This is a genomic window from Streptomyces sp. NPDC052496 (genome assembly GCF_040679095.1).
Lineage (GTDB): Bacteria > Actinomycetota > Actinomycetes > Streptomycetales > Streptomycetaceae > Streptomyces.
Window position 1 is genome coordinate 15,206 of record NZ_JBFAUH010000013.1, and the last position, 25,115, is coordinate 40,320.

Annotated in this window: 18 protein-coding genes and 1 pseudogene; 5 read left to right on the plus strand and 14 right to left on the minus strand. The window is 73.3% G+C overall.

What is annotated here, in order from left to right; genetic code table 11:
- Positions 1-30: 30 nt before the first annotated feature.
- The 9 genes from AB0L45_RS18310 to AB0L45_RS18350 form a co-directional block, all read right to left on the minus strand.
- A complete protein-coding gene (locus AB0L45_RS18310) occupies positions 31-1,200 on the minus strand; it encodes an acyl-CoA dehydrogenase (protein WP_365841355.1) in 1,170 nt (389 codons plus the stop codon).
- A 102-nt stretch (positions 1,201-1,302) separates the two neighbouring features.
- Positions 1,303-3,201 (minus strand): biotin carboxylase N-terminal domain-containing protein, encoded by a 1,899-nt coding sequence (locus AB0L45_RS18315; RefSeq protein ID WP_365841018.1) that lies wholly within the window; start codon positions 3,199-3,201, stop codon positions 1,303-1,305.
- Between the two features lie 7 nt (positions 3,202-3,208).
- On the minus strand, positions 3,209-4,807 hold the full coding sequence (locus tag AB0L45_RS18320) for a carboxyl transferase domain-containing protein (RefSeq protein ID WP_365841020.1): 1,599 nt from the start codon (positions 4,805-4,807) through the stop codon (positions 3,209-3,211).
- Positions 4,804-6,447: an acyclic terpene utilization AtuA family protein gene (locus AB0L45_RS18325; RefSeq protein ID WP_365841358.1), complete on the minus strand. Its 1,644-nt coding sequence runs from the start codon at positions 6,445-6,447 to the stop codon at positions 4,804-4,806. Before AB0L45_RS18325 ends, AB0L45_RS18320 begins: the two co-directional genes overlap by 4 nt.
- Positions 6,448-6,520: 73 nt before the next feature.
- On the minus strand, positions 6,521-7,330 hold the full coding sequence (locus tag AB0L45_RS18330; RefSeq protein WP_365841022.1) for a TIGR03084 family metal-binding protein: 810 nt from the start codon (positions 7,328-7,330) through the stop codon (positions 6,521-6,523).
- 151 nt (positions 7,331-7,481) lie between these two features.
- Positions 7,482-8,630 carry a Fic family protein gene (locus tag AB0L45_RS18335; RefSeq protein ID WP_365841024.1) on the minus strand — a complete coding sequence of 383 codons (1,149 nt, stop codon included), beginning with the start codon at positions 8,628-8,630 and terminating at the stop codon, positions 7,482-7,484.
- Positions 8,631-8,675: 45 nt separating this feature from the next.
- Complete coding sequence (locus tag AB0L45_RS18340) at positions 8,676-9,506, minus strand: EamA family transporter (RefSeq protein ID WP_365841360.1); 831 nt, start codon at positions 9,504-9,506, stop codon at positions 8,676-8,678.
- 249 nt (positions 9,507-9,755) lie between these two features.
- The gene (locus AB0L45_RS18345) at positions 9,756-12,653 is read right to left on the minus strand and encodes an FAD-binding and (Fe-S)-binding domain-containing protein (protein ID WP_365841026.1); all 2,898 of its coding nucleotides are present in this window, start codon (positions 12,651-12,653) and stop codon (positions 9,756-9,758) included.
- Between the two features lie 60 nt (positions 12,654-12,713).
- The gene (locus AB0L45_RS18350) at positions 12,714-14,108 is read right to left on the minus strand and encodes an FAD-binding oxidoreductase (RefSeq protein ID WP_365841028.1); all 1,395 of its coding nucleotides are present in this window, start codon (positions 14,106-14,108) and stop codon (positions 12,714-12,716) included.
- 75 nt (positions 14,109-14,183) lie between these two features.
- Between AB0L45_RS18350 and AB0L45_RS18355 the strand changes: the two are divergent.
- Positions 14,184-15,131 (plus strand): annotated as a pseudogene (locus AB0L45_RS18355) (YafY family protein); the annotation flags it as partial.
- A gap of 223 nt (positions 15,132-15,354) precedes the next feature.
- The gene (gene serC, locus AB0L45_RS18360) at positions 15,355-16,473 is read left to right on the plus strand and encodes a phosphoserine transaminase (RefSeq protein ID WP_365841030.1); all 1,119 of its coding nucleotides are present in this window, start codon (positions 15,355-15,357) and stop codon (positions 16,471-16,473) included.
- A 75-nt stretch (positions 16,474-16,548) separates the two neighbouring features.
- Here serC and AB0L45_RS18365 read toward each other — a convergent pair whose 3' ends face one another.
- Positions 16,549-17,379: an ABC transporter permease gene (locus tag AB0L45_RS18365; RefSeq protein WP_365841032.1), complete on the minus strand. Its 831-nt coding sequence runs from the start codon at positions 17,377-17,379 to the stop codon at positions 16,549-16,551.
- The gene (locus AB0L45_RS18370; RefSeq protein WP_365841034.1) at positions 17,376-18,410 is read right to left on the minus strand and encodes an ATP-binding cassette domain-containing protein; all 1,035 of its coding nucleotides are present in this window, start codon (positions 18,408-18,410) and stop codon (positions 17,376-17,378) included. The genes AB0L45_RS18365 and AB0L45_RS18370 overlap by 4 nt, the downstream gene beginning before the upstream one ends.
- Positions 18,411-18,534: 124 nt before the next feature.
- Here AB0L45_RS18370 and AB0L45_RS18375 point away from each other — a divergent pair, with 124 nt between their 5' ends.
- A complete protein-coding gene (locus AB0L45_RS18375; protein WP_365841036.1) occupies positions 18,535-19,299 on the plus strand; it encodes a TetR/AcrR family transcriptional regulator in 765 nt (254 codons plus the stop codon).
- A 55-nt stretch (positions 19,300-19,354) separates the two neighbouring features.
- Here AB0L45_RS18375 and AB0L45_RS18380 read toward each other — a convergent pair whose 3' ends face one another.
- Positions 19,355-20,371, minus strand: coding sequence for a hypothetical protein (locus tag AB0L45_RS18380; protein WP_365841038.1), 1,017 nt, complete (start codon positions 20,369-20,371; stop codon positions 19,355-19,357).
- Positions 20,372-21,092: 721 nt separating this feature from the next.
- Here AB0L45_RS18380 and AB0L45_RS18385 point away from each other — a divergent pair.
- Both AB0L45_RS18385 and AB0L45_RS18390 read left to right on the plus strand, forming a co-directional pair.
- The gene (locus tag AB0L45_RS18385; RefSeq protein WP_365841040.1) at positions 21,093-21,782 is read left to right on the plus strand and encodes a GDSL-type esterase/lipase family protein; all 690 of its coding nucleotides are present in this window, start codon (positions 21,093-21,095) and stop codon (positions 21,780-21,782) included.
- Between the two features lie 49 nt (positions 21,783-21,831).
- Entirely contained in the window at positions 21,832-22,833 is a 1,002-nt protein-coding gene (locus AB0L45_RS18390) for an aldo/keto reductase (protein ID WP_365841042.1), read from the plus strand.
- Between the two features lie 184 nt (positions 22,834-23,017).
- On the opposite strand, the gene thpR is transcribed toward AB0L45_RS18390, so the two are convergent.
- Entirely contained in the window at positions 23,018-23,584 is a 567-nt protein-coding gene (gene thpR / locus AB0L45_RS18395) for an RNA 2',3'-cyclic phosphodiesterase (protein WP_365841044.1), read from the minus strand.
- A 98-nt stretch (positions 23,585-23,682) separates the two neighbouring features.
- On the minus strand, positions 23,683-25,089 hold the full coding sequence (locus AB0L45_RS18400; RefSeq protein ID WP_365841046.1) for an MFS transporter: 1,407 nt from the start codon (positions 25,087-25,089) through the stop codon (positions 23,683-23,685).
- Positions 25,090-25,115 lie beyond the last annotated feature (26 nt).

The following is a 25,115-nucleotide window of genomic DNA, read 5'->3' on the forward strand; positions in this document are numbered from 1 at the left end:
CGCGATGCCGCGCACGCCAGGGCACGGGCCTCAGTACGACTTGGGCAGGCCGAGGCTCTGGTGGGAGACGAAGTTGAGGATCATCTCCCGGCTGACCGGCGCGATCCGCGCGACGCGGGCCGCGGTGATCAGGGTGGCGAGGCCGTACTCGCGGGTCAGGCCGTTGCCGCCGAGGGTGTGCACCGCCTGGTCCACGGCCTTGACCGCCGCCTCGGCCGCCGCGTACTTGGCCATGTTGGCGGCCTCGCCCGCGCCCATGTCGTCGCCCGCGTCGTAGAGGTGGGCGGCCTTCTGCATCATCAGGCGGGCGAGTTCCAGCTCGATGTGGACCTGGGCGAGGGGGTGGGCGATGGCCTGGTGCGCGCCGATGGGCGCCTTCCAGACCTGGCGGGTACGGGCGTAGTCCACGGCCCGTTCGACGGCGTAGCGGCCCATGCCGAGCGCGAAGGCGGCGGTCATGATGCGTTCGGGGTTGAGCCCGGCGAAGAGCTGGAGCAGTCCCGCGTCCTCCTCGCCCACCAGCGCGTCGGCAGGCAGCCGTACGTCGTCCAGTGTCAGCTCGAACTGTTTCTCCGGCGCGCCCAGCTCCATCGCTATCCGACTGCGCCCGAACCCGGGCGCGTCGCGCGGGACGATGAACAGGCAGGGCTTGAGCTTGCCGGTACGGGCGTCCTCGGTACGGCCGACGATCAGCGTGGCCTCGGCGATGTCCACGCCCGAGATGAAGACCTTGCGCCCGTTGAGGACCCACTCGCCGGTGGCCGGATCGCGGCGGGCCGTGGTGGTGATGCGGTGCGCGTTGGAACCGGCGTCCGGTTCGGTGATGCCGAAGGCCATCGTGCGGGAGCCGTCGGCGAGGCCGGGCAGCCAGGTCCGCTTCTGCTCCTCGGTACCGAAGCGGGCGATGACGGTGCCGCAGATGGCGGGCGAGACGATGAGCATGAGCAGCGGGCAGCCGGCCGCGCCCAGCTCTTCGAGCACGAGGGAGAGTTCGGCGATGCCGCCGCCTCCGCCGCCGTACTCCTCGGGCAGGTTGACGCCGAGGTAGCCCAGCTCGGCGGCCTCCGCCCACAGCTCGTCGGTGTGCTTGCCCTCGGCGACGACGCGGGCGAAGTACTCGCGTCCGTAGCGCTTGCCGAGCGCGGCGACGGACGCGCGGAGGGCGCGGTGTTCGTCGGTCTCGATCACGGGGGTGCTCAAGGAGGTGCTCACGGGGACTCCTTCGAGGGGGAGGACGTCACTCGGGGGGCGGACCGTCGGAGCCGCTGCCTCATGCGGCGGCTGCCTCATGCGGAGACGGCCTCATCCGGTGACGACGGCCAGCGGTGTGCCGACCTCGACCTGCTGGCCGGCCTTGACGTGCAGGGCGGTCAGGGTGCCGGAGGCGGGTGCGGTGATCTTGTGTTCCATCTTCATGGCTTCGAGCCAGAGCAGCGGGGCACCGGCCGCCACCCGGTCGCCCTCGGCCAGGCCGTCCGCCACGCGGACGACGGTGCCGGGCATGGGGGCGAGCAGCGAGCCGGGTTCGGTGCGCGCGGCGGGGTCGGGGAAGCGGGGCAGGGCGGTCAGGGTGCGGGAGCCGGCGGCGGAGTCGACGTACACCCGGTCGCCGTGGCGGGCGACGGTGAACCGGCGTCGTACGCCGTCCGCTTCCACCACGACCTCGCCGGGCGCGGCCGACAGCAGCCGTACGCCGGGGAAGTCCTCGGCGTGCAGCCCGTCGCGGCCCAGCCGGTAGCGGACCGCGTACTCGGTGCCGCCGCAGGCGTACGTCTTGGTCTGCGGCTGCGACGGTACGTTGCGGAAGCCGCCGAAGCGGGACCGGCCGTGCGCGTCGGCGAGGGCGGCGGCCAGCGCGCACAGGCCGGTGACCGGGGTGTCGGTGGCCGCCGTCAGCCCGTCCAGGTTGCGGTCGTAGAAGCCGGTGTCCAGGCCGGTCGCGGTGGCGAACTCGGGGTGGCGCAGGGACCGTACGAGCAGGTCGCGGTTGGTGACCGGGCCGTGCACGCGGGCCCGTTCCAGCGCGCCCGCCAGCTTGCGTACGGCCTCGGCGCGGGTCGGCGCCCAGGCGATGACCTTGGCGAGCATCGGGTCGTAGTGCACGCCGATGACGGCGCCGTCGTCCACACCCGAGTCGAGGCGGACGCCGTCGGGCACCGACAGGTGGTGCAGCGTGCCGGTCTGCGGCTGCCAGTCCGCCGCCGGGTCCTCCGCGTACAGCCGGGCCTCGACGGCATGGCCGTGCGGATCAGGCGGCCCGTCCGGCAGCGCCTCCCCCTCGGCCACCCGCAGTTGCAGAGCGACCAGATCGACGCCGTACACCGCCTCGGTGACCGGGTGTTCGACCTGGAGGCGGGTGTTCATCTCCAGGAAGTGGGCGTGGCCGGTGGCGGAGACGAGGAATTCGACGGTGCCGGCGCCGCGGTAGCCGATGGTGCGGGCGGCGTCGGCGGCGGCCGTGTGCAGGGAGGTGCGCAGCTCGTCGGTGAGGCCGGGGGCGGGGGCCTCCTCGATGACCTTCTGGTGGCGGCGCTGGAGGGAGCAGTCGCGGGTGCCGAGCGTCCAGACGGCCCCGTGCGCGTCGGCGAGGACCTGCACCTCGACGTGGCGCCCGCCGACGACGTACGGCTCGGCGAACACCTCGCCGTCCCCGAACGCCGACGCCGCCTCGGCCCGCGCCGCCGCCAGCTCACGGGGAAGGTCTACGAGCCTCCGTACGACGCGCATGCCGCGCCCGCCGCCGCCCGCCGCGGCCTTCACCAGCAGCGGCAGATCGGCTTCGGTGGCGCGCTCCGGATCGACGGGGGCGAGCAGTGGCACCCCGGCCGCCGCCATCAGCTCCTTGGCGCGCGTCTTGGACGCCATCACCTCGATGGCGGCGGGCGGCGGCCCGACCCAGGTCAGGCCGGCGTCGGCGACGGCCGCGGCGAAGCCGGCGTGCTCGGAGAGGAAGCCGTACCCGGGGTGGACGGCGTCGGCTCCGGCGGCGTGCGCGGCCTGCACGATCAGGTCGCCGCGCAGGTAGGTGTCGGCGGGGGCGTGGCCCGGCAGGCGTACGGCGGCATCGGCCTCGCGGACGTGCGGCGCGTCGGCGTCCGCGTCGGAGTACACGGCCACCGTGGCGATGCCCAGCTCGCGGCAGGTGCGGAAGACGCGGCGGGCGATCTCGCCACGGTTGGCGACGAGGAGGGAAGTGATCACGGGTTCCTCACATCCGGAAGACGCCGAAGCCGCCACGGGCGCCCTCGACAGGGGCGGTGTGCAGGGCGGACAGGCACAGGCCGAGGACGGTTCGGGTGTCGCGCGGGTCGATGACGCCGTCGTCGTACAGGCGCCCGGACAGGAACATCGGCAGCGACTCGGACTCGATCTGCTGCTCCACCATGGCGCGCAGCCCGGCGTCGGCCTCGTCGTCGTACGGCTGCCCCTTGGCGGCGGCGGAGGCCCGCGCCACGATCGACAGCACCCCGGCGAGCTGCTGCGGGCCCATCACGGCGGACTTCGCGCTGGGCCAGGCGAACAGGAAGCGCGGGTCGTAGGCGCGGCCGCACATGCCGTAATGCCCGGCACCGTACGAAGCGCCCATGAGGACCGACAGGTGCGGGACCGTCGAATTGGACACCGCGTTGATCATCTGCGCGCCGTGCTTGATGATGCCGCCCTGCTCGTACTCCTTGCCGACCATGTAACCGGTGGTGTTGTGCAGGAACAGCAGCGGGATGTCGCGCTGGTTGGCGAGCTGGATGAACTGCGCGGCCTTCTGCGACTCCGCGCTGAACAGCACGCCCTGCGCGTTGGCGAGGATGCCGACCGGGTAGCCGTGCAGCCGCGCCCATCCGGTGGTGAGCGAGGGCCCGTACAGCGGCTTGAACTCGTCGAAGTCCGAGCCGTCCACGATGCGGGCGATGACCTCGCGCGGGTCGAAGGGGGCCTTGAGGTCGCCCGGGACGATGCCGAGCAGTTCGTCCGCGTCGTACTTGGGTGGTTCGGCAGGCCCCGGATCACCGTGTGCCTTCTGCCAGTTGAGGCGGGCGACGACGCGGCGGGCCTGCCGCAGCGCGTCCGGCTCGTCCAGCGCGAAGTGATCGGCGAGCCCGGACGTACGGGCGTGCATCTCGGCGCCGCCCAGCGACTCGTCGTCGCTCTCCTCGCCGGTGGCCATCCTGACCAGCGGCGGCCCGCCGAGGAAGACCTTCGCCCGCTCCTTGACCATGATCACGTGATCGGACATGCCCGGGATGTACGCGCCCCCCGCGGTCGAGTTCCCGAAGACCACCGCCACGGTGGGGATGCCGGCCGCGGACAGCCGGGTGATGTCCTTGAACAGCGCCCCGCCCGGGATGAAGATCTCCTTCTGGCTGGGCAGGTCCGCACCGCCGGACTCGACGAGCGAGACGACGGGCAGCCGGTTGGCGAAGGCGATCTCGTTGGCGCGCAGCGCCTTCTTCAGCGTCCAGGGGTTGCTGGCCCCGCCCCGTACGGTCGGGTCGTTGGCGGTGACCAGGCACTCCACGCCCTCGATGACACCGATGCCGGTGACCAGCGAGGCGCCCACCGGGTAGTCGCTGCCCCAGGCGGCCAGCGGCGACAGTTCGAGGAACGGGGTGTCCGGGTCGAGCAGCAGCTCGATGCGCTCACGGGCGAGCAGCTTGCCGCGCTTGCGGTGCCGTTCGACGTACTTCTCCCCACCGCCGCCGAGGGCCTTGGCGTGTTCCGCGTCGATCTCCGCCAGCTTGGCGAGCATCGCCGCACGGTTCGCCGCGTACTCGGGCCCCGCCGGGTCCAGTCGGCTGCCCAGCACGGTCACAGCAACACCTCCGGTATGTCCACGTGGCGGGCGCGCAGCCACTCCCCCACGGCCTTGGCCTGCGGGTCGAAGCGGGCCTGCGCGGCGACGCCCGCGCCGAGCAGGCCGTCGATCACGAAGTTCAGGGAACGCAGGTTGGGCAGGACGTGGCGGGTGACGGGCAGGTCCGCGGCCTCCGGGAGCAGCTCGCGCAGCCGCTCCACGGTCAGCTCGTGCGCCAGCCAGCGCCAGGCGGCGTCCGTACGGGCCCAGACGCCGACGTTGGCCGAACCGCCCTTGTCGCCGCTGCGGGCTCCGGCCACCAGGCCGAGCGGGGCGCGGCGGGTCCGGCCGTCGTGGGCGAGGGGTTCGGGGAGAGGGGGTTCGGCGAGTGGTGTCAGCTCGCGGGTTTCCACAGGTGGGGACAGTTCGGTGCGGCTGCCGTCCGGGAGGACGGCGGTGTGCGGTACGTCCGCCGCGGCCACGTACTCCGCCTCGAAGACCCCGTACGGCTCGCCCTTGCCCGGCGGCGCCGTCACGTGGAAGCCCGGAATGCTCCCCAGCGCCAGCTCGACGGCCGCCCCGCTCACCACCCGGCCCACCGCGTCCTGGTCGGCGTCCCGCACCACCAGCCGCAGCAGCGCGCTCGCCTCCTCCTGGACCGCGGCGTCCGCGTGATCGGTGCGGGCCAGCGTCCACTCCACGCTCGCCGGACGGCGCTTCGCCGCGTCGAACGCCGCTTCCATCTGCTCCCGTACGAGCGCGGCCTTGGCCTCGATGTCGAGTCCGGTCAGCACGAACGTCACGGCGTTGCGCCAGCCGCCGAGGCGGGTCAGCCCGACCTTGAGCGTCGGTGGCGGCGCCTCGCCGCGCACCCCGTCGATCCGTACCCGGTCGGCCCCGTCCTGCGTCAGCCGTACGGTGTCCAGCCGCGCCGTCACGTCCGGCCCCGGATACCGCGCGCCGGCCGTCTCGTACAGCAGCTGGGCCGTGACGGTGCCGACGGTCACCGCGCCGCCCGTGCCCGGGTGCTTGGTGATCACCGAGGAGCCGTCGGCGGCGATCTCGGCGAGCGGAAAGCCAGGCCGGCACCGACCGTGCGCCGCGAAACCGTCCTCCGCGAAAAAGGAATAATTACCGCCGGTGGCCTGCGTACCGCACTCCAGGACATGCCCCGCGACGACCGCGCCCGCCAACCGGTCGTGATCGTCCGGCGCCCAGCCGAAGTGGGCCGCCGCCACCCCGCTGACCAGGGCGGCATCCGTGACCCGGCCGGTCACCACCACATCGGCGCCGGCCCGCAGGCACGCGGCGATGCCCTCGCCGCCCAGGTAGGCGTTGGCGGTCAGCACCCCCGCACGTCCCCGGTACCGGGGCAGCAGATCATCACCCTCCACATGCGCCACCCGCACCGGCACACCGACCCGGGCCGCCAACTCCCGCACCGCGTCGGCCAGCCCGGCCGGGTGGAGCCCCCCGGCATTGGTGACGACCCGCACCCCCCGCTCCGCAGCGAGCCCCAGCCCCTCCTCCAGCTGCCGCAGGAACGTCTTCGCATATCCCCGCGCCGGATCCTTGAGCCGGTCGCGCCCCAGGATCAGCATGGTCAGTTCGGCCAGGTAATCGCCGGTCAGGACATCCAGCGGGCCGCCGGTCAGCATCTCCCGCACGGCGTCGAAGCGGTCCCCGTAGAACCCGGAAGCATTGCCGACGCGCAGCACGCCCCGGCGCCGGTCACCTGGCGCCCTTCCGCCCACCGCTCCCGCCCGGTTCACGCCCCTTGCCGGGCGGGCCGGCGAACGCCTGCGCGATGCCCAGCCAGCGGTCCGCGTCCGCCCCTTCGGCCCGTACGTCCACATCGTCACGGTGAGCGCGCTGGGTCACCAGCAGGCAGAACCCGAGGGCGTCACCGGTCACCCGCTGCGCCGCGCCCTCCGGACCGTACGCCCAGGTTCCGCCCCCAGGAGCACGCAGCTCGACCCGGAACTCCTCCTCCGGAGCCGGCAGCCCGTGGGCCGCGTACGCGAAGTCCCGCGCCCGTACGCCGATCCGGGCCACATGCCGCAGCCGCGCGGTAGGCGTACGCGTCACGCCGAGCGCGTCGGCGATGTCCTGGCCGTGCGCCCAGGTCTCCATCAGCCGCCCCGTGGCCATCGAGGCGGCGCTCATCGCCGTACCGAACCACGGCAGCTTCTCCCCGGCCGTCCGGGTGGCAAGCGCCTCGAACAGCTCTCTCCGCCCCGCCCGCCAGCGGGCCAGCAACTCGGCAGGCGGCGCCTGTGCTTCCGCCACGGCGCCCTCGTCGACGAAGGTGTCCGGCGCGGCCAGCGCCCGCCGGACCGCACCCTGGAAGGCGTCCGGATCCGTCGCGGACAGCAGAGCCTGCCGGTCGGTCCAGACCAGATGCCCGACCTGGTGCGCGATCGTCCAGCCCGCGGCCGGCGTCGGCTCCGCCCACCGCGCCGCCGCCAGCCCACCGACCAGCGCGTCGAGCGCGTCCCCCTCGTCCCTCAAGTCCGCCAGCACGGCCTCGGCGTCGGACACGCGGCACTCCCCTCGTCAGCCATCTGCCGCACGGGCAGGGCACGTTGACTCACACGGTGCGGGTTGCGGCTCCGAGCGTGACAGCGCCGGGAGAAACAATCAAGCACGCCTGCATGATTTTCTGGGTAGGAGGGTGCGGGGTGGGTGTGGGTCAGTCCCGGGCGCCGTAGGGGTCCGCGTAGGGGGCCACGGACTGGCGCACCTCCTGCTGGGCAGCGTCCATCCGGGGGCCGGGCGCGTAGAAGCGGGCCCGGGCCTTGCCGTGCGGCACCAGCCATCCCAGGCGGACCAGTTCGCGCATGTCGCGGATGGCCTGCTGGTCGGAGAGCTCGGCATCCTGCTGGTAGACGGTACGGCGCACCTTCGATCCCCAGAACGCCGGCAGCAGCGCGTAGACCGTGCGCTCGTCCAGCCCGGACTCCTCGGCGGCCTCGGAGAGGTGAACCCAGGCACGGGAGAGCAGGTCGGTGCGGCGCTGGGCCTGCTGGGCCTGGCGGTGATGGGCTTCGAGACAGAAACGGACCCACGGGTGCGTGTCACGCTCGGGGGACCACGTGGGGCCGCCGACCTGCTGCAGGACGCGGTAGTAGCCGTAGGTGTTCTGTCCACGGCCGAGCCACTCCTCGATGGAGGAGAACTCCGGCGGCAGCAGACTGTCGGCCTCGCGGGCGAACACCAACGTGGAGACGGCGCGGGACATGCGTCCGTTGCCGTCCTTCCACGGGTGGATGTTGACGAGGTTCAGGTGCGCCATCGAGGCCCGCACGTGCACCGGGGCGTCCATGTCCCCGTGATTGAGCCAGTCGATCAGCTCTGCCATCAGCGCCGGCACGTCCGGGTGGCCGGGGGCGGTGTAGGCGGGCACCACCGGGTCGTCGGAACTGGTGACGAAGACGGGCCCGTCCCGCCAGCGGCCCGGCCGCTTGTCCAGGTGGTGGCCTTGCAGCATGAAGTGCAGGCCGTTGATCAGGCCGGCGTCGTAGCGGAAGTCGGCACCGGCGTCGGCCAGGGCCTGGATGTACGTCATCGTCCGCTGGTAGCCCTCCAGCTCGACCCGGGTGCGGTCGGCTGTCTCCAACGGCTCCTCGCCCGCCATCAGGGCCTCGACATCGTCCACGGTCGCGGCGTAGCCCTCGATGGCGTTCGACCCGGCGATCGCCCGTGCGGTCAGATTCCGCCGCAGCTGAACCGACCAGCGAGGCTGGGCACGCAGCACATGCCGCAGCTGCTGCCGCATCTTTTCGATCTCCGCCAGGACGCGGTGGTCATCGGCGTCCAGGACCGGAGCCTCATACAACATGCCACTATGCCCCCATGACTGGGTAATCGTGTCAAACTTAGCTCTTCACCCCACCCCACCCGTACTCCGCACCGCCCCCACGCTCGCCAGCACCACCAACCCGATCGCCACCAGTTCGGTCCAGCCCAGGGACTGGTGGAGGACCAGGAAGCCGGCCAGGGCGCCGGCGGCCGGCTCCAGGCTCATGAGGACGGCGAAGCCGGAGGCGGGGAGTTTGCGCAGGGCCAGGAGTTCGAGGGTGTAGGGCGTGACCGAGGAGAGGAGGGCCACGGCGGCACCGAGGCCGATCGTGGCCGGGTTCAGGAGGGCCGTGCCGGCGGTGGTGATGCCCAGCGGGAGGCTGAGGAGCGCGGCCACCGACATGGCCAGGGCGAGGCCGTCCGCCTGGGGGAAGCGTTGGCCGGCGCGGGAGGACAGGAGGATGTACGCGGCCCACAGGGCGCCGGCCGACAGGGCCAGGGCCGCGCCGAGCGGGTCGAGGCCGTCGAAGCCCTCCCGGCCGAGCAGGGCCACGCCGCCCAGTGCGAGGGCCGCCCACAGCAGGCTCAGCGCGCGCCGGGAGGTGACCACCGACAGGATCAGCGGGCCCATGAACTCCAGCGTGACGGCGGCGCCCAGTGGGATGCGGTCGATGGCCTCGTAGAAGAGGGAGTTCATGCCGGCCAGGGCGACGCCGAAGGCGAGGACGGTGGCCCAGTCGCCGCGGCTGTAGCCGCGGATCTTCGGACGGCAGACGATCATCAGGACGAGGGCGGCGACGACCAGGCGGAGGGTGACCACGCCGAGCGCGCCGGCCCGGGGGAAGAGCAGCACCGCGACCGAGGCGCCGAACTGCAGCGAGATGATCCCGCCGATGACCAGCGCCACGGATGTCAGGCGCCCGCCCGTCGCCGCGTTCTTCTCGGCGGCCCGGACCTCGGGTGAGGCCGGGACCGCCGCGGGGCTCGGTCCGGGGGCCGGGGGCAGGGGTGGCAGGCTGGTGGGCTCGTTGCGCGACTCGTTCACACGCCCACGCTAAGGCCCGCCTCGCCGGCCGTGAAATGCCCTTTCCACTTGGGGTTATGCCTGGAAGGCATGAGGGCGGAATGCGGTGTTCCGTCCCTTGTCGGGAGTGTGGCAGGTGCTTCAGTCCGGCTGCGGTGGCAGCGCCTCGGCCAGTACCTCCGCCAGGTGCCGGGCGCGCCGGTCGGTGAGCTGGCCGATCTGGGTACGGCAGGAGAAGCCGTCGGCGAGGATCTCGGTGCCGGGGGCCGCGTCCCGTACGGACGGCAGGAGCTGTTCCTCGGCGCAGGCCACGGACACGTCGTAGTGACCGCGCTCGAAGCCGAAGTTCCCGGCCAGGCCGCAGCAGCCGCCGCTGAGACCGCCGTCCAGCCCGGCCCGGGCGCGCAGGCGCTGTTCGGCCGCCTCGCCCAGGACGGCGTGCTGGTGGCAGTGGGTCTGGCCGACGGCCGGGCGGTCGAGGCGCGGCGGCTCCCAGGTGGGGGCCTGTTCCTCCAGGGTCTGGGCGAAGGTGCGTACGGACGCGGCCAGCCGGGCGGCCCGGGGGTCGTCGGGGAGGAGCTCGGGGAGGTCGGTGCGGAGGGCCGCGGCGCAGCTCGGTTCGAGGACCGTGAGGGGGGTGCCGTCCGCGAGCAGCGGGTCGAGGGCGTCCACCGTACGGCGCATGACCGTGCGGGCCTGGTCGAGCTGGCCGGTCGAGACCCAGGTCAGGCCGCAGCACAGCGGTGCCCGGCGGCGGCCGGGCGCGGGCAGGCGGACGGTGAGCCCGGCGGCCTCCAGGACGTGGACGGCGGCGCGGCCCACTTCGGGGGCGAGGTAGTTGGTGAAGGTGTCCGGCCACAGGAGGACGGCCGGGTCCGCGGGCGCCCCGGAGGGCGCCGCCCGCTTCGCCCACCACCGTACGAACGGTTCGGTGGCCAGTTCCGGGATCGCCCGTTGGGGTGCGATGCCGCCGAGGCGCTTGCCGGCCGCCGCCAGCGGGGTCCGGGACAGGGCGTTGAGCAGTGGTGCCACGGGGGCCGCCGCGCGCAGCCAACGCGGCAGGCGGCCCATCGAGTAGTGCGCGGCGGGCCGCAGCCGCCCCGCGTAGTGGTGGTGCAGGAACTCGGCCTTGTACGTGGCCATGTCCACGCCCACCGGGCAGTCGCTGCGGCAGCCCTTGCAGGACAGGCACAGGTCCAGCGCGTCCCGTACCTCCTCGGACCGCCAGCCGTCGGTGATCACCTCGCCGGCCAGCATCTCGTGCAGCAGCCGGGCGCGGCCCCGGGTGGAGTGCCGTTCCTCGCCGGTGGCGCGGTAGGACGGGCACATCACGGCCGAGCCGGACGGGGCGGCGTTCCGGCACTTGGCGACGCCTACGCAGCGGCGTACGGCCGCGGCGAAGTCGCCGCTGTCGTGCGGGTAGCCGAACGTCACGTCCACCGGGCGGGCCGGCAGCGGCGCGAAGCGCAGGTTCTCGTCCATCCGGTGCGGCCGGACGAGCATGCCGGGATTCAGGCCGCCCGCCGGATCCCACAGGTCCTTGAAGCGTTCGAAGAGGCCGACCAGTGCGGTGCCGTACATCTTCGGCAGCAGTTCGGCGCGTGCCTGGCCGTCGCCGTGCTCGCCGGAGAGCGAACCGCCGTGCGCGACGACCAGGTCGCCCAGGTCGCCGGAGAACGCGCGGAACCGGCGGACGCCGGGGGCGGTCAGCAGGTCGAAGTCGATCCGTACGTGGATGCAGCCGTCCCCGAAGTGCCCGTACGGCGTGCCGCGCAGGCCGTACTGGGCCAGCAGCGCCCGGAAGTCGCGCAGGTAGGCGCCGAGCCGCTCGGGCGGCACCGCGCAGTCCTCCCAGCCGGGCCACGCCTCGGAGCCGTCCGGCATCCGGGTCGCGGTGCCGGAGGCGTCCTCGCGCACCCGCCACAGGGCGCGCTGCCGCGCCGGGTCGGTGACGACCGTGTGGTCGGTCGTCGCCGCGCCCGCGCCCCGGCACAGCTCCTCGGCGCGGGCCGTCGCCTCGCCGGGCTCGTCGCCGCCCATCTCGACGAACAGCCAGGCGCCGCCCTTGGGCAGGCCCGCCGCGCTGCCCACCAGGTCCGCCGCCATGCCCTCGACGGTCAGCGGCCGGTACGGGAGCAGCGTGTGCGCCGCCTCCGCCGCCGCGCTCTCGTCCACGTACCCGAGCACCGCCAGCACCTTGGCCGCCGGTGGCCTGACCAGCGCGACGGTGGCCTCGGTCAGCACGCCGAGGGTGCCCTCGCTGCCGGTGAGCGCCCGCGCCAGGTCGGTGCCCTGCTCGGGGAGGAGGGCGTCCAGCGCGTAGCCGGAGATGCGGCGCGGGAGGTCCGGGTACCCGGTGCGGAGCAGGGCCAAGTCGCCGTCGACGAGGGTTCGTACGCCGTCCCGCAGCCGCTGGGGGAGCGCGTCCAGGGCTGCCGTGCCGCGGCCGGCGCGCAGCCGCTCGCCTCCGTACGTCAGCATCTCCAGCTCGCGCACGCTGTCGGCGGTGGTGCCCCAGGCCACCGAGTGCGAGCCGCAGGAGTTGTTGCCGATCATGCCGCCGAGGGTGCAGCGGCTGTGCGTGGACGGGTCGGGCCCGAAGGTCAGGCCGTGCGCGCCGGCCGCCGCCCGCAGGTCGTCCAGGACCACGCCCGGCTGGACGACCGCCGTGGCGGCCTCGGGGTCCAGCGACACGATCCGCCGCAGGTGCCGGGTGAAGTCCAGCACCACGCCGGTTCCGGTGGCCTGCCCGGCGATGCTCGTGCCGCCACCGCGCGGCACCACCGGTACGCCGCGCTCGCGGCACACGCGGAGCACGGCGGCGACATCCGCCGCGTCCCGTGGCGCGACCACCGCCCGCGGCACCCGCCGGTAGTTGGACGCGTCCATGGTCATCAGTGCCCGGTCCCCGGCGGCGAGCGAGACCTCGCCGCGTACGGCGTCGGCCAACTCCCGTGCCAGGTCCCGCGTCCGGGCGTCCGGCGTCCCGTCGCCCGGCGTGCCGTTCCGCGTCCCGCGTGTCTCCGTACGATCAGCCATGCCCCCAGCCTGCCCACTCGGCCGGGGGCGCTCCCTCCCGCTTTCGCGTGCTGCACCCGGTTACGCCCGGAACAGGTTCTCCGGGTCGTACGCCGCCTTGGCCCGCGCCAGCCGCGCGTACACCTCCGGCTCGTACGCGTCGGCCGCCTCGTCACCGTGCTCACCGAACAGGAAGTTGACGCTGCGGCCGGCCGCCCGGGACGCCAGCGCCGTCCGCACCTCCGCGTGCAGGGCCCGTACGGTACCGGTGTCCGTGCCGTCCAGCGGCGACAGCAGGCGCAGCAGGTAGCGCGCGTCCCGGTGGCCGACGGAGCCGCCGCCGGTGGCGAGCGCGCCGCCGAGGTGGTTGAGCTGGACCACGGTCATCAGCGGGGCGTCCGGTCCGGTCAGCGCGGTCACCGTGCGCAGTTCCGCTGCGTCCAGGCCGCTGAGCAGGATGCCGTCACCGTCGTAGGCGTGCGGTGTCTCCGGGTCCTGGTGGATGGTGTGCGACTCGGTGTACGGCATCTCGCGCAGCGTGTCGGCCACCCGCGGCCCGACCGCGCGCAGCGGCGCGACCAGCCGCTCCCCCTCCTCCGCCGGCCCCGTGTACGCGATCCGGATCTGCGCGAGGTGGCGCCCGCGCAGATGGCCGGGCACCACTGGGATGTCGGGGTACGCGATGAGCCCGACCGACGAGGTCAGCGCGTCCGGCAACTCCTCCGTCCAGGCCAGGTACGTAGCCAGCGCCTCGTCCATCAGGTCGGCGCCGAAGACCAGTTGGCCGCCGTACACCCGCTCCACCGGCACCAGCCCGAACTCCAGGCCGGTCACCACGCCCAGGCCGTGGCCGCCGCCGAGCAGCGCCCGGAAGAGGCCGGCGTCGTGCTCCGCCGTGACCCGGCGCAACGCGCCGTCGGCGGTGACCACTTCCACCCGCCGCACCCGGTCCGACGCGTAACCGAACTCCCGGCCCAGAATGCCCAGCCCGCCCCCGAGCGTGTATCCCACCACGCCCACGCCGGGCGACGAGCCGTTCACCGGCGCCAGCCCGTACGGCGCCGCCGCCTCGATCACGTCGGCCCACAGGGCGCCCGCCCCGGCCCACGCGGTGTGGGCTTCCGCGTCGACGCGGACCTCGTCCATCCGGCGGGTGCTGATCAGCAGCCCGCCGACGGTGGCCGCCGACAGGCCGTGTCCGGTCGACTGTACGGAGACCGGCAGGCCGTTGGCGCGGGCCCAGCGCACCGCCGCCGCGACGTCGGCCGCGCCCGCCGCGCCGACGATCACCGACGGCCGGTGCCGGTGCCCGGCCTGGAAGCCGGAGCGCTCCGCGTCGTAGCCCTCGTCACCGGGGACGAGGACGATGCCGGCGACCTGGGCGGCCAATTCGGCGGGGGCGGCAGGGGCGGCAGGGGCAGCCGGCTCGGCAGGGGCGGCGGAGACTGCGGGAACGGTGCGGTACGTGGTGTTCATGGCCGCGACTCTGCCGCCATAACCTGACACCTGCCGTCACCTTTTCCCGTCCCGCCGTCCGGAAGACTGGCCCGCGTGAAATCCGACCGCCTCCTCTCGATCCTGCTGCTCCTCCAGACCCGTGGCCGGGTGCCCGCCGCCGAGCTGGCCGGCCGGCTGGAGGTCTCCGTCCGCACGATCTACCGCGACATCGAATCACTGTCGGCGGCCGGGGTGCCGGTGTACGCGGAGCGGGGGCGGCACGGCGGGATCGCGCTGCTGCCGGGGTTCCGTACGGACGTGACCGGGCTGACCACCGACGAGGCGCGGGCGCTGTTCGTGCTGGCCGCCGAGGGGGCGCACCACGCGCTGGGGCTGGACGACGCGCTCGGGTCCGCGCTCCGCAAGGTGATGGCCGCGCTGCCCGCGCCGCACCGGCCCGCCGCCGAGCTGACCAGCCGCCGCGTCCTGGTCGACCCCGGGCGCTGGCTGTCCGGGCCCCGCCCGGCCGTGGACCTGGACACGCTGCACACCGCGGTCTTCGCGGACCGGCGGCTGCGGCTGCGGTACCGGCACAGCGGCGCGACCGAGGCGCGTACGTACACCGTCGACCCGTACGGGCTCGTCTCGAAGGCCGGGACCTGGTACCTCGTCGCGGACCGGCGGCGGCGCGCGCAGCTCTTCCGGGCCGACCGCGTGGTGACGGCCACCGTGCTCGACACGCCCGTCCAGCGCCGCGCCGGCGTGGAGCTGGCCGACGCGTGGGAGGCGCTGCGGCAGCAGGTGGAGAGCCGGCCGGCCGGGCTGCGGGTGACGGCCCGGGTGCTCCGGTCCCGGCTGGACCTGTTCACCCGTATCGTCGGGCCGGCGCTGGAGGAGCCGCCGCAGGACACCGACGGGACGTGGGTGACGGTCGAACTAGCGTTGCAGGAGCTGCACGCGGTCCGCCAACTGCTCCAGTTCGGTACGTCCCTGGAGGTCCTGGAGCCTCCGGAGGCCCGGGCGGAACTGGCGCGGGCCGCCGCTTCGGTCACGGCCTTGTACGCGGGCGCCGGGGGGACGGGGGGCCGGAGACGGGCACTTCAGAGACGGGCACCTCGAAGGCGGGCACCCCGAAGACGGCGGGCTCGGAGACGGACGCCCCTGAGGCGGCCACCCCGAAGACCGAGCCCGAGGAAACACCCGCACGTCAACCGGCCGCCCGCATTCCGTCTCACCCGGTGGACCCTGGTCCTGACCGGGCCCCGTGACGGATTACGCTTCGCCCGTGGCTGATATCCAGATTCCCGCTGACATCAAGCCCGCCGACGGTCGCTTCGGCGCGGGCCCCTCCAAGGTGCGTACGGAGGCGCTCGACGCCCTCGCCGCCACCGGACGTTCCCTGCTCGGTACGTCCCACCGCCAGGCTCCGGTCAAGAACCTGGTCGGCAAGGTACGCGACGGCGTACGTGACCTGTTCCAGCTCCCCGAGGGCTACGAGGTCGTCCTCGGCAACGGCGGTTCCACCGCGTTCTGGGACATCGCGACCCACGGCCTGATCGAGAACAAGTCCCAGCACCTGACCTTCGGCGAGTTCTCCTCGAAGTTCGCCAAGGCCGCCAAGCTGGCGCCGTGGCTGGCCGAGCCCACGACGATCTCCGCCGACCCGGGCAGCCACCCGGAGCCGAAGGCGGAGCAGGGCGTGGACGTCTACGCCTTCACCCACAACGAGACCTCCACCGGCGTCGCCGCCCCCGTCCAGCGCGTGGCGGGCGCGGACGCCGGTTCCCTGGTGCTGGTGGACGCCACCTCCGGCGCGGGCGGCCTGCCCGTGGACATCGCGCAGACCGACGTCTACTACTTCGCGCCGCAGAAGTCCTTCGCCTCCGACGGCGGCCTGTGGATCGGCGTCTTCTCCCCCGCCGCCCTGGAGCGCGCCCGCGCCGTCCACGCCTCCGGCCGGCACATCCCGGAATTCTTCTCGCTGCCGACGGCGATCGACAACTCGCTGAAGAACCAGACGTACAACACCCCGTCGCTGGCCACCCTCTTCCTGCTCAACGAGCAGCTGGAGTGGATCAACGGCCAGGGCGGCCTGGACTGGGCGGTGCGGCGCACCGCGACCTCCTCGCGCACGCTGTACGGCTGGGCCGAGGACTCCAAGTACGCGACGCCGTTCGTCACCGACCCGGCCAAGCGCTCCCAGGTCATCGGCACCATCGACTTCGACGACGAGATCGACGCGGCCGCCGTCGCCAAGGCGCTGCGCGCCAACGGCATCGTCGACACCGAGCCGTACCGCAAGCTGGGCCGCAACCAGCTGCGGGTGGCGATGTTCCCGGCGGTCGACCCGGCGGACGTCGAGGCGCTGACCGCCTGCATCGACCACGTCATCGGCAAGCTGTAGGGAACACCGACCCACCAGGCCGGGCCCCGGCGGGACGCACCCGCCGGGGCCCGGCCTGGTGCATGACCCGGGCTCTCAGCGGCTGAGGCGCTGGAAGCGGCGTACCGCCGGCGGCAGGAAGACGGCCGTGAGGACGAGCGGCCAGACCACCGCCATCAGCAGGGCGTGCTGCTCGATCCAGCTGTCCCCGGTCGCGCCGGGCCGGCCGAACAGTTCCCGGACGGCGTTCGCCGTCGAGGAGACCGGGTTCCACATCGCGATCGCGCCCAGCCAGTCCGGCATCATCGACGGCGGCGTGAAGACGCTGGAGATCATGCCGAACGGGAAGGCCAGCGCGAACAGCCCGCCCGCCGCCTCCTGGTTGGGCACCAGCAGCCCCAGCAGCACCCCCGCCCAGATGAGCGCGAAGCGCAGGTGCAGCAGCAGGGCGAAGGCAGCCAGGGTGGCGAGGGCGCTGCCGTCCGAACGCCAGCCGACGACGACGGCGATCACCGCCAGCACCACGAGATCCAGCGCCGCGCCGATCACGTCCGCCACGCCCCGGCCGCTGACCACCGCCGAACGCGCCATCGGCATCGAACGGAACCGGTCGGTCACACCCCGCTCCTTGTCGACCGCGACCAGCACCGCGGTGTTCATGAAGCCGAAGGCCATCGTCATGGCGAACATGCCGGGCATGGCGTAGTCCCGGTAGGAGCCCTCGCCGCCGACGTCCATCGCGCTGCCGAAGACGTAGACGAAGAGCAGGACGGAGACGATCGGGAAGCCCAGCTGCCAGGCGATGTTGACCGGTTGTCGGACGAGGTGGGTGAGGTCGCGGCGGACGATGGTCCAGCAGTCGGCGAGGGCCCAGTACAGGCGCCGCTCGGGGGCGGGAGTGGGGGCGTCGGTGGCAGGGGTGCTCATGCGGCGGCCTCCGTCCCGTAGGAGCGGGCGGTCCCGGCCGTACCGTCTCCGGTGCCGCCCGGCCCTCCGTCCGCCGTACGGTGCCCCGTCAGCCGCAGGAACACCTCGTCCAGCGTCGGTCGCCGCAGCCCGATGTCCGCCACGCCGACCCCCGCGTCCTGGAGCGCCCGTGCCACCTCGGTGAGCGCCGCCACGCCGTCCGTCACCGGTGCGCCGACCCGTCGTTCCGCCACGTCCGTGTCCGGCGCGGCGCCGTCCGCTGCCACCCGTGCCACGATCGCCGCCGCCCGCGGCAGTTCGGCGGCGTCCCGCAGCACCACCTGGACGCGGTCGCCGCCGATGCCCTGCTTCAGCCCGTCCGGGGTGTCCTCGGCGATGGTCCGGCCGTGGTCGATGACGGCGATCCGGTCGGCCAGCTGGTCGGCCTCGTCGAGGTACTGCGTGGTCAGCAGGACCGTCGTGCCGCCCGCGACCAGGCCCCGGACGGTCTCCCAGACCTCGTTGCGGCTGCGCGGGTCGAGTCCGGTGGTCGGCTCGTCCAGGAACAGCACCTCGGGCGCGAGCAGCACGCTGGAAGCCAGGTCCAGGCGCCGCCGCATGCCGCCGCTGTAGGTCCGGACCTGCTTGCCTGCGGCGTCGGACAGGCCGAAGCGGTCCAGCAGCTCGGCCGCCCGGGCCCTGGCCCGCCGCCCGTCGAGGTGGAACAGCCGGCCGAACATCTCCAGGTTCTGCCGCCCGGTCAGGATCTCGTCGACGGCGGCGTACTGCCCGGCCAGGCCGATCCGCTTGCGTACGGCGTGCGGTTCACGCGCCACGTCGTGCCCGGCGACGGCCGCCCGCCCGCCGTCCAGGCGCAGCAGGGTCGCCAGGATGCGTACGGCGGTGGTCTTGCCGGCGCCGTTGGGGCCGAGCAGGCCCTGTACGGTGCCGCGCCGCACGGCGAGGTCGAAGCCGTCGAGCGCCCGCTTGTCCCCGTACCGCTTGGTCAGGCCCTCCGCCAGGACCGCCGCTCCGGATGCCGCTGTGGTCATGTGCCTCCCCGTCCTTCCCGGCCCCCGAAATCGGGTACGCCGTACTCAGTTTCCGGGGTCACCGTACCCGACAACCGCGTACGCCGTACCCTGTTTTTCCGCGGCCGCTTAGACTGAGCGCACCATGACGACAGAACACAGCGGCAGCGGCGACGCGGCCCGCAGCATGGAGCTGCTCTGGGGCACCGCCGAGCGCCCCACCCGCGGGCCCAAGCCCGGCCTGACCCTCGACCGGATCGTCACCGCCGCGATCGCGGTCGCCGACGCCGAGGGGATCGGCGCCGTCTCGATGCGCCGGGTCGCCGCCGAGCTGGGCGTCGGCACGATGTCGCTCTACCGCTACGTCCCGGGCAAGGGCGAGCTGCTGGACCTGATGCTCGACAAGATCGCCGCATTCGGCGCCGACGCGTTCCCCGGCCCCGAGGCCGGCTGGCGGGCCGTCCTGGAAAACGTCGCACGCCGCGCCTGGCAGCTCCACCACCGCCACCCCTGGCTGCTCCAGGTCGACCAGACGCGCCCGCTCCTGGGCCCCAACTCGGTGGACGTACTGGAGCACACGATCCGCGGCATGTCCGGCCTCGCCCTGCCCGACCCGGAGAAGATACGGCTGCTGGTGATCGTGGAGGGCTACGTCGCGGGCGCGGCGCGCACCCGGCTGAACTCGGCAATGGCCGAGAAGCGCACCGGCATGACCGACGAGGAGTGGTGGAAGATCCAGGGCCCCTTCCTGGTCCGCGCCATGGAAAGCGGCCGCTACCCGCACCTCGCCCAGCTCTCCGAGGACACCTTCACCTTCGAAGACGACGGCGACGACGGCGACGCTCTCTTCGAACTGGGCCTGGGCCGCCTGCTCGACGGCTTCGCCGCGTACATCGAGAAGCACGGCTGATCGACAAGCACGGCTGATCGAGAAGCACGGCTGACGGAGGCCGCGCCCGACAGGCTCACCTGCGGCGGAACATCCTCCGCAGCACCAGCACCACCACTGCCCCCACCCCGAACGTCGCCGCCGCCAGCAGCACATTGCGGTTCTTGCCCGCTTCGTCCTGGCCCTGACCGGCCGCGTCCCCCTTGCCGGAGCCCGCGCCGCCGTCCTTCCCACCGGAGCCCTTCGCCGACTCCGGCAGCTGGTCGCCGCTGAGACCCACCGGCTGCACCCGGCTGCCCCTGCCCTCCGAGCCGAACAGCAGGGTCCGCCCGTCGGGGGTGAAGGTCACCGACTCGCCCTGCATCTGCAGCGGCACGCCCACGCTTCCGACGTCCTTGGGGCGGCCGCCTTCCCAGCGGTACATCTCCGCGCCGAAATAGCCGCGCAGCAGCAGCCGGGTGCCGTCCGGTGAGAAGGCGCCGTCCGTCACCCACTGGTCGATGTCCGCGATCCGGCGGAAGGTGTTCGTACCGCGCGCCGCCAGCCGTTCGGGGCCCTCGTACAGGGCCGCGCCGCCGCTCTTCTTCTTGCTGGCGATGTAGACCCGCCCGGTCTTGGGGTGCACCATCATCGCCTCGGCGTCCCGCGGGCCCTCGTCGTACGTGACCGTGAGCTGGGCCGCGGTGACGGTCTGGTCGCGCAGCTGCTTCGGCTCGGGGAAGCGGTAGATCCATACGTGGTTCCAGCTGCCGCCGAGGTTGTCGCCGATGTCACCGACGTAGACGTTGCCGTCCGGGCCGACGGACACGGCCTCCACGTCGCGCGGGTCGCCGATGCCGCGCAGGGTGACGGTCGCGACCGTGCGGCCGGTCCGGCCGTCCACGGCGTAGACGTACGGGCCGTCGTCGCTGTCGTTGTGGGTCCAGTACACGCCGGGGTGCGCCCGGCTGGCCGCCAGGCCGCTGGACTCGGTGATCCGCGGGTCGGCGATCGTGAACCCCTCGTCCCCCGCCCCGCCGTCGGCCGACGCCGGCCCGGCCGCCGCGAACAGCAGTATTCCCGCGGCCCCGGCCGCGCACAGTAGCGAACGCATGGGCACAGCCTCCCACTTCGGGAGCGCGGCGGGCCCGCCCGGTGTCCGCGCCCGGTGTCCGCGCCCGAGGACCCGGCCGCCGCACGCCCGGCGGCCGGCTCCTCACCCACACATTCAGTTCCGGACAGGTCAGGTCAGGTCAGGTCAGGAAGTCAGTCATAGCAAAGAGCAATGGCGTCATGGGTTTCGCGTTTCGTTTCACCTCGCTTCGCTTCGCCTTCCGTAGCGGATCGGCTGCATTTCCGACCCGGACATGTTCACGTACTTTCCATTGACGTCGCCATAGGCCCAGCAGTCCGTCCGCGGATCGGCCGCTGCGCACATTCGCGGTGCGCCGCTTTCCGGCATTCGTACGCAAGGGGCCGGCGCGATCGCCGACGTGGGGGCGGCCGGGCGGGTGGCGGGTGGCCCATGGCCACACCGGTGGGCGTGCGACCCGTCGTCACCAAGGCGAATACCTGCCGCATAAAGCCCTCCCCGAATTCTGATTCAGCCCGCGGCGGCCTGACGCGACAAAGGTAGGTGCGGACACCGCGGCCTGCCATCGCCCGAAGAGGTACGTTTGACCGGGAATCCGCGCGTCTATCTGGCGCGACCCCAGCGGACGGCCGCCGGCCCCCCGCCCCGCCCGTCCCCCCTGCCGCCCCGCTCCTTATGATCTCCGCATGACCACCCCGACAGCGCCCTCCGGCGCGCCCGGGCCGGGCGGCCGGGAGGTCGTATGCGAGTGATGTTCGTCGGTGACTCGATGACGATCGGCAGCGCCGGTGACTTCACGTGGCGCTACCGGATGTGGCAGCACCTCAACCGGACCTACGGCGGCCCGTACCGCATCGTCGGCCCGCGTACCGAGCTGTACGACGTGTCCGCCGGCGCGGCGGTCTCGCACGCCTACCGTGACCCGGACTTCCCCGAGCGCGCCCGGCGCCACCTCGCCGGGTGGGGCGAGGGCTGGTGCCACATGGCGCCGCTGATCGGCGACGCGGTGCGCAGGACCAAGGCGGGCACCCTGCTCGTCTCGCTCGGGCTGATAGACCTCGGCTTCTACACGAACGCGGAGCAGACCGCCGCGAACGTGCACCGCTTCGTCGCCGAGGCACGGGCGGCCGACGCGGGCGTACGGGCCGTGCTGATGCCCGTCATCCCGAACACCCGCGCCCTGTCCGACGCGCCCTTCGCCGCCGAGTGCGAGCGCTTCAACGAGCTGCTGGCAAAGGCCGTCGCGGACCTGTCGACCCCCGCCTCGCCGCTGCTGCTGGCCTCCCACCCGGAGGGCTACGACCTGGACCGGGACACCTACGACGGGACGCACCCCTCCGCGTCGGGCGAGCACCTGCTCGCGGCAGCCTTCGCCGACGCCCTGTACCAGGCGTGGGACGTGGGCGCCCCGTACGCCCCCGTGGACGCCTGAGGGCACGCTTCTTGATTCGAGCGCACTCCAAGGCGTTGGCTAAGGCCCCATGGAGTACACGCAGCTCGGACGCACCGGACTCAAGGTCAGCCGACTCGTCCTCGGCACCATGAACTTCGGCCCCCAGACGGACGAAGCCGACAGCCACGCCATCATGGACGCCGCGCTCGCAGCGGGCGTCAACTTCTTCGACACCGCCAACGTCTACGGATGGGGCGACAACAAGGGCCGCACCGAGGAGATCGTCGGCTCCTGGTTCGCCCAGGGCGGCGGCCGCCGCGACAAGACCGTGCTGGCCACCAAGGTCTACGGCAACATGGGCGGCGACGGCGGCCAGGTCTGGCCCAACCACGACCGCCTCTCCGCGCTCAACCTCCGACGGGCGGTGGACGCCAGCCTCAAGCGGCTGAACACCGATTACATCGACCTGTACCAGTTCCACCACGTGGACCGGCACACGCCGTGGGACGAGATATGGCAGGCCGTCGACGTCCTGGTGCAGCAGGGCAAGATCCTGTACGCCGGGTCCTCCAACCACGCCGGCTGGCACATCGCGCAGGCCAACGAGGCCGCCGCGCGCCGCGGCTCGCTCGGCCTGGTCAGCGAGCAGTGCCTGTACAACCTCGCGGAGCGGCGCGCCGAGATGGAGGTGATCCCGGCCGCGCAGTCCTACGGGCTCGGCGTCATCCCGTGGTCGCCGCTGCACGGCGGCCTGCTCGGCGGCGCCGTGCGCAAGGAGCGCGAAGGCGGCGGCGGAGCGCGTACGAACGGCGGCCGCTCGGCCGGCGCGCTGGCGAACTCCGCGATCCGCGCCCAGATCGAGTCCTACGAGGACCTGCTCGACAAGCACGGCTTGCAGCCCGGCGAGGTCGCACTGGCCTGGCTCCTCACCCGGCCCGGCGTGACGGGACCGATCGTCGGCCCGCGGACCGTCGGGCAGCTGGAATCGGCGCTGCGCGCCGTGGAGCTGGAGCTGTCGGCCGAGCTGCTGGAGTCGCTGGACGAGATCTTCCCCGGCACCGGGCCGACGCCGGAGGCATTCGCCTGGTGAGGTGAGCCTGGCGCGGGGCCGTCCGGCGGCCGGGAGCCGGTGTCCGGGCCCCGTACGGGGTGCGGGCACCGGCTCTCAGCGCAGGGCGGCCGCCACGATCACGACGATGAGGAGCACGGCGAACAGGCCGGACATGATCCGGTTACGGGTTTTGGGATCCACCCTTCGAGCGTAACCGGACCGCTCACGTACCCAGCGGCCAGGCCGCCACCGTCTCGTAGCGGGGCTGCTCCCCCGCCACCCCGGAGGCCGGCAGGTGGCTGCGGACGAGAGCCAGCTCCCGTACCGTCCACGCGCTGCCCTCGAAGTCCGCCAAACCGTCGACGAACGGGGCGAGGTCGAGGCCTTCCGCGCGGTTGCGGGCGACGGTCAGGTGCGGGGTGTACGGGCGGTGGCCGGACAGCTGCACCCCGGCGCGGCGGGCCGCCGCGCTCGCCGAGTCCGCCAGCTTGCGCAGCGCCGGCAGGCCGCCCTCGGCCCCGGCCCACACCACCCGGTCGGCGAAGCGCCCGCCGCCCTTGAGGCGCAGCGGGACCGGTCCGTGCCGCCGTGCGGCCCGCGCCAGGCGTCCGCTCAGGTCGGGCAGGGCGGTGTCGGGCACCTCGCCGTAGAAGGCGAGGGTGAAGTGCCAGCCGGCCCGCCCGGTCCAGCGCAGCCGGTCCGCGCCGGGCAGGGCCCGCAACCGGCGTACCCGGGCGTCGAGTTCGTCGACGGCGGCCTCGGGCGGCAGTACGGCGGCGAAGAGTCTCATGCGGTCAGTGTCGCCCACCGGACGGGCGGCGGCGGCCCGCCCTTCGGGCGGGGCGGGGTGCCCCGGCCGTCCGCTCGCGGCCGGGGCTCCGGGGACCGTCAGACCGCCGCTGCCAGCCGCTCCGGTTCGCGGTCGTGCTCGCGCGGTACGAACCGTACGTGCTGGTGGCCGCGCCGCAGGTCTATCCGTACCCGCAGGCCGCCCGCGCGGGTCAGCATCAGGCCCACGCCGGCCGCCGCCAGCGCGGAGACCACGCCGCCCGCCAGGAAGCCGAGCCGGGCGCCGTACGCGTCGGTGACCCAGCCGACCAGCGGCGCGCCCAGCGGCGTACCGCCCATGAAGACCATCATGAACAGGCTCATCACCCGCCCGCGCATCAGCGGGTCGGTCGCCAGCTGCACGCTGGAGTTGGCCGTGACGTTGATCGTCAGGCCGACGACGCCGATGACGACCAGCAGCGCCCCGAAGACCCAGACGGCCGGGGAGAGGGCCGCGGCCATCTCCAGGACGCCGAACAGCAGTGCCGCGCCCACCAGCAGCCGCAGCCGCGAGGTGGCGCGCCGGGCCGCGAGCAGCGCGCCCGCCAGCGAACCGGCCGCCATCAGGCCGTTGAACCAGGCGTACAGTCCGGCGCCGCCCTGGAAGACCTTGTCGGCGAAGGCGGTCAGCCAGATCGGGAAGTTGAAGCCGAAGGTGCCGATGAAGCCGATCAGGACGATCGGCCAGATCAGCTCGGGGCGGCCCGCGACATAGCGCACACCTTCCCGCAGCTGGCCCTTGCCGCGTGGGGCGCGGTCGACCTTGTGCAGCTCACCGGTGCGCATCAGCAGCAGTCCGGCGAGCGGCGCGAGGAAGGACAGGCCGTTCAGGAGGAAGGCCCAGCCGCTGCCGAGGGAGGTGATCAGCGCACCGGCCACGGCGGGGCCGATGAGCCGGGCGGACTGGAAGTTGGCCGAGTTCAGGCTGACGGCGTTGCGCAGGTCGTCGGGGCCGACCATCTCGACGACGAACGCCTGGCGCGCCGGGTTGTCGACGACGGTGATCAGGCCGAGCACGAAGGCCATCAGGTAGACGTGCCAGACCGCGACGTTGCCGCTGAGGGTGAGTACGGCCAGCACCAGGCCGGTCAGGCCCATGGACGCCTGGGTGACCAGCAGCAGCCTGCGCTTGGAGACACGGTCGGCGATCACGCCCCCGTACAGCCCGAAGAGCAGCATGGGCAGGAACTGGAGGGCGGTGGTGATGCCCACGGCGGCGGACGAGCCGGTGATGCTGACCACCAGCCAGTCCTGGGCGATGCGCTGCATCCAGGTGCCGGTGTTGGAGACGACCTGGCCGGTGGCGAAAAGACGGTAGTTACGGACTCTCAGCGACCGGAACATGCCCCCGCGCGGTTCGGCGGCGGTGCCCTTGGTGCCTGTCGGGGGCGCGGTCGCGGCGTCGGTGACGGCGGTGTCGTGGGAGTTAGGTGCGGGGGCGGAGTCTGCTCCGGATCCCGTACTCAAAGTGGGTTCGCCTCCTCGGCGCTCGG